This window comes from Sulfoacidibacillus ferrooxidans (genome assembly GCF_022606465.1).
Taxonomy (GTDB): Bacteria; Bacillota; Bacilli; order Alicyclobacillales; family SLC66; genus Sulfoacidibacillus; species Sulfoacidibacillus ferrooxidans.
This window is the reverse complement of the sequence record NZ_JALBUF010000081.1, coordinates 1-486: the sequence shown is the minus strand read 5'-3', so window position 1 is coordinate 486 and position 486 is coordinate 1. Positions and strand designations below refer to the sequence as shown.

The window sequence follows — 486 nt, the reverse complement described above, 5'->3', positions numbered from 1 at the left end:
CCCACATGCTGGTCGATGCAGGTGCCCGCGACTTCGCCTGGGTCGATCCCAAGCCCTCCAAGATCATCGAGACCCCGCCGGCGATCAGCTTCACGGTCTCAACCACCAAGTTCGAGGGTCAGGTGACGATCCTCTACGACCGTGGCGGCGACACCTACGTGGTGGAGCTGCACCGCGACGGTGAGTTGATCGATAGGCACGACGAGGTGTATTTCGACATGCTCGGTGAAGTGCTGGAGCGGCTCATCGACGACGGGCGCTGGCGCCTGATCGGCGTGAGCGTGATCGACGCCAAAGCCTCTCGTCAACGTCAGGCGGTTCCAGCCTGACGCGCCAGACAGGAAGCCTAGCGGCACGACTGATCAGTCCACAGCCTACCGGCGACTGCCCCACAAGCCTTCCATCCGTTTCGGTGGAGGGCTTTTTTCTTCATCCATACAGGAGATTTCAACCATGTCACTGCGATTCAGAGGCTCCGACCTGCGC

At 61.3% G+C, this 486-nt stretch carries 1 protein-coding gene; it reads left to right on the top strand.

The genetic code is table 11. The features are described 5' to 3' along the window. On the top strand, positions 1 to 329 hold a 329-nt coding region (locus MM817_RS16465; protein WP_241717138.1), incomplete at its 5' end, for a hypothetical protein. Positions 330 to 486 lie beyond the last annotated feature (157 nt).